The 9,800-nt window shown below is 71.5% G+C and carries 10 protein-coding genes; 6 read left to right on the top strand and 4 right to left on the bottom strand.

Features of this window, described 5'->3' with window-relative positions:
- Positions 1–50: 50 nt before the first annotated feature.
- Positions 51–830, bottom strand: a complete 780-nt coding sequence (locus ABZT04_RS45470) for an SDR family oxidoreductase (protein ID WP_356066489.1) — start codon at positions 828–830, stop codon at positions 51–53.
- Between the two features lie 78 nt (positions 831–908).
- Positions 909–1,670, bottom strand: coding sequence for an SDR family oxidoreductase (locus tag ABZT04_RS45465; protein WP_356066486.1), 762 nt, complete (start codon positions 1,668–1,670; stop codon positions 909–911).
- A gap of 108 nt (positions 1,671–1,778) precedes the next feature.
- Here ABZT04_RS45465 and ABZT04_RS45460 point away from each other — a divergent pair, with 108 nt between their 5' ends.
- The 5 genes from ABZT04_RS45460 to ABZT04_RS45440 are packed head-to-tail and all read left to right on the top strand — an operon-like array spanning position 1,779 to position 6,623.
- A complete protein-coding gene (locus ABZT04_RS45460; RefSeq protein ID WP_356066484.1) occupies positions 1,779–2,651 on the top strand; it encodes a fumarylacetoacetate hydrolase family protein in 873 nt (290 codons plus the stop codon).
- A gap of 4 nt (positions 2,652–2,655) precedes the next feature.
- Positions 2,656–3,486: a fumarylacetoacetate hydrolase family protein gene (locus tag ABZT04_RS45455; RefSeq protein WP_356066482.1), complete on the top strand. Its 831-nt coding sequence runs from the start codon at positions 2,656–2,658 to the stop codon at positions 3,484–3,486.
- The gene (locus ABZT04_RS45450) at positions 3,483–4,706 is read left to right on the top strand and encodes an amidohydrolase family protein (RefSeq protein WP_356066479.1); all 1,224 of its coding nucleotides are present in this window, start codon (positions 3,483–3,485) and stop codon (positions 4,704–4,706) included. The genes ABZT04_RS45455 and ABZT04_RS45450 overlap by 4 nt, the downstream gene beginning before the upstream one ends.
- Positions 4,703–6,052, top strand: coding sequence for a carboxylesterase family protein (locus ABZT04_RS45445; RefSeq protein WP_356066476.1), 1,350 nt, complete (start codon positions 4,703–4,705; stop codon positions 6,050–6,052). Before ABZT04_RS45450 ends, ABZT04_RS45445 begins: the two co-directional genes overlap by 4 nt.
- A 37-nt stretch (positions 6,053–6,089) precedes the next feature.
- The gene (locus ABZT04_RS45440) at positions 6,090–6,623 is read left to right on the top strand and encodes a carboxymuconolactone decarboxylase family protein (protein ID WP_356066474.1); all 534 of its coding nucleotides are present in this window, start codon (positions 6,090–6,092) and stop codon (positions 6,621–6,623) included.
- Between the two features lie 12 nt (positions 6,624–6,635).
- Here the strand turns inward: ABZT04_RS45440 and ABZT04_RS45435 are convergent, their stop codons facing one another.
- Positions 6,636–7,793 carry a VCBS repeat-containing protein gene (locus ABZT04_RS45435; RefSeq protein WP_356066472.1) on the bottom strand — a complete coding sequence of 386 codons (1,158 nt, stop codon included), beginning with the start codon at positions 7,791–7,793 and terminating at the stop codon, positions 6,636–6,638.
- Between the two features lie 188 nt (positions 7,794–7,981).
- Here ABZT04_RS45435 and ABZT04_RS45430 point away from each other — a divergent pair, with 188 nt between their 5' ends.
- Positions 7,982–8,761: an SDR family oxidoreductase gene (locus ABZT04_RS45430; protein ID WP_356066469.1), complete on the top strand. Its 780-nt coding sequence runs from the start codon at positions 7,982–7,984 to the stop codon at positions 8,759–8,761.
- 72 nt (positions 8,762–8,833) lie between these two features.
- On the opposite strand, the gene ABZT04_RS45425 is transcribed toward ABZT04_RS45430, so the two are convergent.
- On the bottom strand, positions 8,834–9,553 hold the full coding sequence (locus ABZT04_RS45425; protein WP_356066466.1) for a GntR family transcriptional regulator: 720 nt from the start codon (positions 9,551–9,553) through the stop codon (positions 8,834–8,836).
- Positions 9,554–9,800: the final 247 nt, after the last annotated feature.

Raw genomic sequence — 9,800 nt, 5'->3', positions numbered from 1 at the left:
CCCCGCACCCTTCGAAGGGTGCGGGGAACTCGGCTTCGCGACGGCGGCGTCTAAGCGCCGATCATGTTGTAGCCGCCGTCCGCGATCAGGAAGCCGCCGGTGATGTGGTGGGCGTCCTCGGTGGCCAGGAACAGCGCGGCGCCGGCGAGTTCGGCCGGGCCGGGGATGCGGCCCATCGGCGTCGCCTTGCGCAACTGGTCGCCGCGACCGCTCTTCCAGTCGTCACGGCCGAGCGTCGCCTCGGTCTCGATGAAGCCGGGGGCGAAGACGTTCACGCGGACGGCCGGTGCGAGGGCGTGGGCGTAGGACTTGGTGAGGCCGATGATGCCGTACTTGGCCGCCGCGTACTGCGGTGCGCGGGCGCTGCCGCGGGCCACGACGGTGGAGCCGATGTTGACGATGGCGCCGCCGCCCTCCTGCTCCAGCATCCTGGCGCCGAACTCGTGGGTGCACAGCAGCGTGCCCTTGATGTCGACGCCGAGGACGTGGTCGATGGACTCCTCGGTGATGTCCCGCCAGGACATCTGCTCGCGGGCCACGTCGCCGACGTTGTTGACCGCGACGTCGAGCCGCCCGAAGCGGGCCCAGACCTCGTCGGCCATGCGCTTGATCTGGTCGTGCTCGGCGATGTCGGCCTGCACGACGACGGCCTTGCGGCCGAGGGCCGTGACCCGCTCGGCCGTGACCTCGGCGCCCGCACGCGAACTGCGGTAGTGGATCGCGACATCGGCGCCCTCCTGCGCGGCCCGTACGGCGATCTCGGCGCCGAATCCGGTACCGGCACCGGTGACGAGGACGGTCTTGCCGGTGAAGCGTTCGGAGATGGTCATGCTGGCTCCGTTCAGGAGATCGAGGAGATGGGCGAGAGGGAGGAGAAGGGGGAGAGGAAGGACAGGCTCAACGGGTGGTCATACGAGGGTCCGGCCGCCGTCCGCGTACAGCACCTGGCCGGTGACGAATTCGGCCTCGGCGGAGGCGAGGAAGAGGGTGGGGCCGACCAGGTCCTCCGGGCGGCCGAGGCGGCCGGCCGGGACCAGTGCCTCCATGGACTCGCGCATGCCGGGTGTGGCCAGGTAGGCGCGGGTGAGGTCGGTCTCGGTGTAGCCGGGGGCCACCGCGTTGACGGTGACACCGGAGGCGGCCCACTCGCGGGCCATCACCCGCATCAGCTGGTTGACGCCGCCCTTGGTGGCCGCGTACGGCGCGTGGTCCTTGTGGGCGAGCAGGCCCGAGACCGAGGACAGGTACACGATGCGGCCGTAGCCGTTCGCCACCATGAGGGCACCGGCCGCCCGGCCCAGCCAGAAACCGCTGCTGAGGTTGACGGCGACGATCCGCTCCCACACCTCGTCGGGTGTCTGAAGCACCGGCCTGCGGTCGTTGGTGCCCACGGCGTGCACGAAGACGTCGAGTCCACCGAGGCGTTCGACGGCCTCGGCGACGGCGCCCCGGCAGGCGTCGGCGGAGGTGAGGTCGGCCCGCACGCCGAAGACCGCGCCGAATCCGTCGGCGGTGCGGGTACGGGAGAGCTTGGCGAGCTGGTCCGTGTCGATGTCCAGGACGGCGACATCCGCCCCGGCGTCGGCCAGGGCCTGGGTCACGGCGGCCCCGATACCTCCGGCACCGGCCACGATCGCGCGCGTTCCGGAGAAGTTCCACGTCGTCTGCATGCTCTGGACCGTAATCGACGCGAGCGAAATGTGTCCACACTTGATGCGCCTATTGACGTGAAATACGGAATCAGAGAGGCTGAGTGTCGACAGTTCTTAGGAGGTCTGATGAAACTGGTGACGTTCGACGAGGGGCTCGTGGGGCGCCTGGACGGCGACACGGTGGTCGAGTTCGACATCGCGTCCACCCGGGAGTTCTTCGAGCGGGAGGGCCGGGTCGACGAGACGGGGCGGACGTTCGCGCTGGCCGACGTCCGGCTGCGCGCGCCGATCGCGCCGAAGAAGTTCTTCCACACGGCCGGAAACTTCCGGGAGCACCACGAGGACCTGGTCCGGGTCGACTGGTCGCACCCGGTCAACAAGGGCATCGTCTTCTTCCAGAACGTCGACGCGATCATCGGCCCGGACGAGCCGATCGTGTACCCGGCGAACCTGACGAAGGAACTGGACTACGAGCTCGAACTCGCCATCGTCATGGGCAGGCCGGGCCGCTTCTTCTCCGCCGAGCAGGCCGTCGAGCACATCGCGGGCTATCTGGTCTTCAACGACATCACCGCCCGCGACATCCAACGCAGGGAGATGGAGTCCGGGGTCTTCTCCTTCTCCAAGGCCATCGAGACGTTCTGCCCGATCGGCCCGTACATCGTCACCGCCGACGAGATCGACGACCCGCACGACCTCGACATGGAGCTGCGGGTCAACGGCGACGTACGCCAGAAGTCGAACACCTCGCGGATGTCGGTGTCGATCCCGCAGCTGGTCGCCTACCACTCGCCGCAGATCTACAGCGCGGGCGACCTGATCACCACCGGCACCATCGCCGGCGTCGCCGCGAGCACCGAGGACCCCTTCGCCAACTACCTCAAGCCCGGCGACGTCGTGGAGGCGGAGATCGAGGGCCTGGGCATCCTGCGCAACACCGTCGTCTCCTGGCGGGACGCGTACGGCGAGGACGAGCCGCCCGCCGGTCAGTGGGCGTGACGGCATGCGGATCGCCAACCTCGCCGGCCGACTGGCCCTGCTGACCGCCGACGGCGCCATCGACGTGGCCACCGGCGGGTTCGACACCGACCCGGCCGCGCTCTTTCGCCAGTGGGACGCCCTGCTGGGCTGGGCCGCCGACGACCCGGCGACGGCCGTGCCGTACAAGGAGTCGGATCTGCTCCCACCGGTGCCCGAGCCGCGCCAGATCTTCGCGGTCGCCCTCAACTACCGCCCCCACACGGCCGAGGCGGGCTACGAGGAACCGGCCGAGCCGCTGGTCTTCACCAAGTTCCCGACCTGCCTCACCGGCCCGTACGCCACCGTCGGCCTGCCGCCCGGCCATGTCGACTGGGAGCTGGAGATGGTCGCCGTCATCGGCCGCGAGGCCTACCGGGTTCCCGAGGAGAAGGGCTGGGACCCGGTCGTCGCCGTGACCGTGGGACAGGACCTGTCCGAGCGGATCGTCCAACTCACGGGCCGGCCGGCGCAGTTCTCGCTCGGCAAGTCCTTTCCGGGCTTTGGGCCGGTGGGGCCCGCGCTGGTCAGCCTCGACGAACTGGCCGACCGTGACGACCTGGAGCTGACCTGCGTGCTGAACGGGGAGGCCGTCCAGCACGACCGCACGTCGAACATGATCTTCCCGGTGCCGAAGCTGGTCGCGTACCTCAGCGCGATCTGCCCGCTGCGCCCCGGCGACCTGATCTTCACCGGCACGCCCGCGGGCGTCGGCAACCGCCGCACCCCGCAGCGCTTCCTCACCCCGGATGACACCCTGGTCAGCAGGATCTCAGGACTCGGCGAGATGCGGCACACCTTCAGGAGCGCACCATGAGCGGGACGACCCTCTTCACCGACGTCCGGGTCTTCGACGGCACCGGACGCGACCCCTTCCCGGCCGAGGTGCTGGTCGAGGGCAACCGCATCACCGCCGTCACCCGGCGGATCTCCGGTGACAAGCTCGCCGAGGCCCGCATCGTGGACGGGGGCGGCGGCACTCTGATCCCCGGCCTGATCGACTCCCACACCCACCTCGGCTTCGGCTCCACCGTCGAACACCGCTCGCTGCGCCGCGACGAGTCCGACGAGGAGAAGGCCCTGCTGGTGGCCCACGCGGGTCGCGTCCTGCTCGACCACGGCATCACCAGCGCTTACTCCGGCGGCAACCGTCTGCCCCGTACGGAACTCGCCGCCCGCAAGGCCTTCGCCGAGGGCTGGATGCCGGGCCCGCGCTTCAAGGCCGCCTCCTGGGAGGGCACCGCGGGCATGGTCGAGCCGGGGGTCTACGACTTCCCGGGCATCGACGGCCGGGCGTCCGACCCGGAGGCGGTGAGCCGGTTCGTCGGCGAGATGGCGGACCTGGGTGTCGACATCGTCAAGCTGTCGCTGTCCGGCGAGAGCGCCGTCGTACAGGGAACCTCGCGGATCGTGCAGTTCACCGAGGACGAGGTCGCCGCCGCGGCGGCTGTGGCCCGCGAGCGCGGGGTGTCGCTGACGGCCCACGCGCACGCCGCAGAGTCGGTCAAGATGGCGGTGCGGCACGGCATCCGCGCGATCTACCACTGCACCTTCGCCGACGAGGAGGCCCTCGACCTCCTCGAAGCCGCCCGCGGCCGGCTGTTCGTCGCCCCGACCCCCGGCATCATCCACGCCAACCTGCACGAGGCCGGCAGCGAGCCCGAGCCCGGCATGGAGGTCGAGGCCACCGAGAAGGCCGTACGCCAGGTCGTGCCCGAACTCGTCCGGCGCGGGGTACGGGTCGTGCCCGGCGGGGACTACGGCTTCCCCTGGAACCCGGTCGGCCGTAACCTGCGCGACCTGGAGCTGTTCGTCGACTGGTTCGGCTTCACCCCGGCCGAGGCGCTGCGCGCCGGGACCCTGTACGGCGGCCAGGTCATGGGCATGGGCGACGAACTCGGCCTCGTCCGCGAGGGGTTCCTCGCCGACCTCGTGCTCGTCGACGGCGATCCGCTCGACGACATCCGTATCCTCCAGGACCGCGACCGGCTGGTGGCGATCATGAAGGACGGCAAGCTGCACAAGGCACCGGCGTGAGCGCCCCGAGGACTCACGCCGCCGCGGGGCGGCTGGTGGGCGAGTGGGACGGCCCCGTGGCCGTGTTCCGGGGCGTCCCGTTCGCCGAGCCCCCCGTCGGCGGCCTGCGCTGGCGGCCGCCCCGGCCCGCCGCCGCCTGGGACGGCGAGCGGCGCGCGGACGCCTTCGGACCGGCGCCCCTGCAGCCGCAGCCGCCCAGGGGCTCGGTGATGTACCGCACCAACTTCGAGGACCGCCGTGCGCTCGTGATGAGCGAGGACTGCCTCTACCTCAACGTGTGGACACCTGACCCGGCGCCCGCCGCCGGGCTCCCGGTGATGGTGTGGATCCACGGCGGCGGCAACCGCTACGGCCACGGTTCCCAGGACATCCACGACGGCCGCGCGATGGCCGGCCGCGGCCTGGTCGTCGTCACCCTCAACCACCGCCTCGGCGCCCTCGGCTTCCTCGCCCACCCCGAACTGGCCGCCGAGGACGACCTGGGCGCGTCCGGCAACTACGGGCTGCTCGACATCGTCGCCGCCCTGACCTGGGTACGGGAGAACATCGCGGCCTTCGGCGGCGACCCCGACAAGGTCACCCTCGCGGGCAACTCCGCCGGAGCCGCCCACATCTGCCACCTGATGGCGGCACCGGCGGCCCGGCCGCTGTTCCGCGCGGCCCTCGGACAGAGCGCCTCGGGGGTCGGACGCGCCGAAGGGCCGCTCCCCGAACAGGCCGCAGCACAGAAGCAGGCGCTGCGCTGGGCCGAGGAGTTCGGCGGCCGTGACCTCGACACGCTGCGCCGGACATCCGGCGTCGAGCTGATCGTGCGCGGCCACTTCGGACCGGTCGTCGACGGCCGCCTGCTGACCGAGGCGACCGACGACGTCTTCGCCTCCGGACGCCAGCACGCGGTCCCGCTGCTGGTCGGCACCAACCTCGACGAGGGCACGGTCTACGCCCGTGCCGGAGAGGACGCCGACGCCGTCGGCGCCGCCCGTTTCGTCCACCCCGTATGGCACTGGGCCCGCACCCACCGCGCCACCGGCACCTCGCCCACCTGGATGTACCGCTTCACCCGCAAGCCCCCGCTGCCGCCCGGCCTGCCCGACCTCGGCGTGTACCACACCGCCGAACTCCCCTACGTACTCGACAACCTGGCGCAGCGCCCCGACTGGCCCTGGCGGGACACCGACAGGCGCCTCGCGGCCACCATGGCCGACGCCTGGGCGCGCTTCGTGGCGGCGGGCGACCCAGGCGGCGGGGACCTGCCAGCCTGGCCGCGGTTCACCGGCCCCGACGACACCCCCGGCATGGTCTTCGGCGACACCGTCGGCCAGGAGGTCCTCCGTGATCCCCGCTGAGAAGGCTGCTGAGAACAGCGCTGAGAAAGGAAGGCCCGTGGCGCGAATCCCGGGTACCGACGGAACCGGGGACATCGCGGCCCGTGTCCGCGAGCGCCGGGGCGGCGCCCTGCGGCCGGTCGACCGGATGCTGCTGCACAGCCCGCAGCTCGCGGACGGCTGGAACAGCCTGCTGGGCGCCATTCGGCAGCGCATGGCCCTCCCCGCCGACATTCGCGAACTGGTGATCCTGAGGATCGCCGTGCTCAACCGGGCCGACTACGAGTGGGCCGCCCACGAGAGCGACGCCCGCGCAGCCGGACTCGACGACCGGCAGCTCGAAGCGGTCCGCGCCGAGAACGCCGAGCGGCACCCGGCCCTCGACGGGCGACAGTGCCGGGTCATCGCGTACACCGACACCATGACCCGGCACGTCCACGTTCCCGACGCCGTCTTCGACGCGCTGCGCGCCGACTTCACCGAGGCCGAACTCGTCGAGCTGACCGCCACGGTCGCCGCGTACAGCATGGTGTCCCGCTTCCTGGTCGCCCTGGACGTGGAGCTTCCGGCGGGTTCCCGGACCGCTCTCTGAGCGGGTGGTCCGCTACGAGCAGGACCCCTTGAAGACGTCCACTTCCCCGGCGGTGCTGTTCGCCACCACGAGGTCCGGTACGTGATTGCCGTCGAGGTCGGTCGCGGTGGCGTCGTACGCGCCGGTGGCGGCGAGTTCGGTGAGCAGGATCGGGGACCCGTCGGCCGAGCCCTGGAATACGGTGACGGAGTTGCCCTTGAGGGAGGAGACCAGGATGTCCGTGGCGCCGTCGCGGTCCAGGTCCGCGGCGCCGACCGCGACGGGCAGGGCCGGGGTGGTGTAGGCGGTGGCCGACTGGAAGGTGCCGTCGCCGTTGCCGACCAGTACGTCGAGGGTGTCGGAGTCGTTGCTGACGGTGGCCAGGTCGGTGGCGCCGTCCGCGTTGAAGTCGCCCTTCGCGAGGGAGTAGAGGCGGGAGGCCGCCGCATAGTCGACGGCGGTGCCGAGTCCTCCCGCGCCGTCGCCGGGCAGGACGCTCACCCCGTCGCTGCCGACGCTCGCCGTGGCGACGTCCGGGGCCCCGTCGCCGTCGAAGTCGGCGACGACGATCCCGTGCGGCTGGCCGCCGGTGGCGGTGTCGCCCAGGTCGTCGAAGGTGCCGTCGCCGTTGCCGAGCAGGACGCGCACGGCGTTCGGTCCCTGTTCGGCGACGACCAGGTCCTGGTGTCCGTCGCCGTTCAGGTCGCCGGTGGCGATGGCGCGGGGCGACGCACCGACGTCGAGGGCGGTCGCCTCCGCGAAGCCCCCGTCGCCGTTGTTCAGCAGGACACTGACCTGCGCACCGCCGAAGTCGGTGGCGGCGAGGTCGGGGTGACCGTCGCCGTCGAAGTCCGCGACGACGGTCTGGTACGGGTGCGTGCCGACGGCGTAGGTGGTGCCCGGGGCGAACGTGCCGCCTCCCCGGCCGAGCAGCACCGTCACCGAGTCGTCGTCGAGGTTCGTGGCCACGACGTCCTTTCTGCCGTCCCCGTTCAGGTCGGCGACGGTCACGTGCCGGGTGGCGGCCGCGGCCGTGGAGGCGCCGGATTCGGCGTACGACAGGGTGCCCGCGCAGCCGGTCGGGTGCGGAGGGCGGCCGGTATGGGCGGCAGCGGCACCTGTCGCACCCGTGACCAGGGCCATCCCGGCGGCTCCCGCCACGGCGATGCGGTACGTACGGCTCTGTTTCATGCGGCTCTCTTTCCAGGGCATGGGGTGGACCGACTCCTGGAGCATGCCCCAATTCCGGGAAACTGTCGACAGTTAAGCGAATTAGTGGCCACACATTGCTTGACTTGCCAATAGTGTCGACACTATGAAGGAGTGTGGGGTGCTGCGTGATCGCACCCCGGACACCCCGGACATCCCAGGAGGACAACGTGACCGCTTCCAGCAGACTTTCCGGCAAGGTCGCCCTCGTCACCGGCGCGGGCGCGGGGATCGGTCAGGGATGCGCGTTGCTCTTCGCCGAGCAGGGCGCGACGGTAGTCGGCTGCGACATCGATCCGGCCGCGGCCGAGCGCACCCGTAAGCTCGCCGCCGACCGCGGGCTCGCCCTCGACGTGCCGGCGCCCTTCGACATGACCGACCCCGCCGACGCCCGGCGCTTCGCCGACGAGGCGTACGAACGGCACGGACGCGTCGACGTCCTGGTGACCGCGGGGGCGATCGCCCCGCACATGGCCACGGCCGCCGACATGGACTTCGAGCAGCAGTGGACCCCGACCATGCGGGGCGAGGTCGATGTCGTCTTCCTGCCGGTGCGGGCCGTGTGGCCGCACATGGTGGCGTCCGGCGGCGGCTCGATCGTCAACTTCGCCTCGGTGAACGCCTTCCGGGGCAGCGGGAACTTCGGGATGGTCGCGCACTGCGCGGGCAAGGCGGCCGTGCTCGGGCTGACCCGCCAGCTCGCCGTCGAGGGCGGCCCGTCGGGCATCCGGGCGAACACCATCTCGCCGGGAATGGTCCGCACGCCCGCCACCGAGTCGGCCGGCGCCCACGAGGGGGCGGCCCAGCAGGCGCTGCTCGCCCGGATTCCGCTGGGCCGGGTCGGCAGGCCCGAGGACATCGCCTGGTGCGCGGTGTATCTGGCGTCGGACGAGTCGGCGTGGGTGACGGGCGGCAACTTCCCCGTGGACGGCGGAGTGCTGGCCAAGTGACGGCCGGGGGGAGCCGGCTCGCGCTGCTCGCTCCCCCCAGGTCGCGAGCCCGGCCGGCCGGACCCGCTCCGCTCAGGAAACGGTCCGGTGTCCGCGTCGCGGTTTGCGCCTGGGGGCGGCGTCCTGCGCCAGCTGCTCCTCCACGGCGCGCAGAGCCCGTACGGTCACTCCGGCGATCAGGGCCGAGGCGAGTTCGGCGTTGCGCTCCTCGTACGCCTGGATCAGGCGTTCCTGGTCGTCGATGCTGTGGGCGAGGCGGCCGCTGCGGGTCAGGCTCAGGTGCCGCAGCATCAGGGTGCGCAGGGCGAGCGAGTCGAGGATCTGCTTCAGGGTGGCGTTGCCGACGATCTCGGCCATCCGCTCCTGGAGCTGGACATGGCTCCAGAAGTACGTGTCCACCTCCCCGGCGTCGGCCAGCTCCCGCATCCTCTCGACCCGGGTCCGCAGCTCGGCCAGCTCCTCGTCCGTGGCACGCTCCACGAACAGCCCCGCGAGCATGGCGAGGAGCTGCTTGCGCACCTCGTAGACGTCCCTGATGTCCTGCACGGAGAGCGCGGCGACCCGGGGCCGCCGGCGCGCCTTCATCTCGACCAGGCCCTCCTGTTCGAGCAGCATCAGCGCCTCGCGCACGGGGGTGCGGCTGGTGTCGAACCGGCGGGACAGCTCGACGCTGTTGAGGTCCTGCCCCGGCTCAAGCCGCCCCTCGATGATCCCGGCGGCGATCCACTCGGCGATCTGCGCGACCAGCGGCTCACGCCGGTCCCGCAGTCGCAGCAGACGCTTGAGCGCCACGGGATCTCCCTCCGGCCGCAGAGTCTCCGGACGCGTGTCCTCATCCGCCATGCGTTGGGTCCCCCTGCTTGGTCCAGGTCCACAGTTCATTCAGTGGTGTCGACACTAGCGCATGCCTGGACGGGTCATGCGGGGAGCCGGATTCGCCTGTCCGTGCTCGCCGTTGGCCCCGACGAAGTACTGCGTCTGCGTCCAGCGCCAGCCGCCGTAGAGACCGCCGCCGATGACGGCGAGCGCGAGCACGCTG

It is taken from the genome of Streptomyces sp. NPDC005492 (assembly GCF_040605995.1).
In the GTDB taxonomy this organism is placed as follows: domain Bacteria; phylum Actinomycetota; class Actinomycetes; order Streptomycetales; family Streptomycetaceae; genus Streptomyces.
Note: the sequence above shows the minus strand (reverse complement) of the source record. Positions and strands in the feature narration are given on the sequence as shown.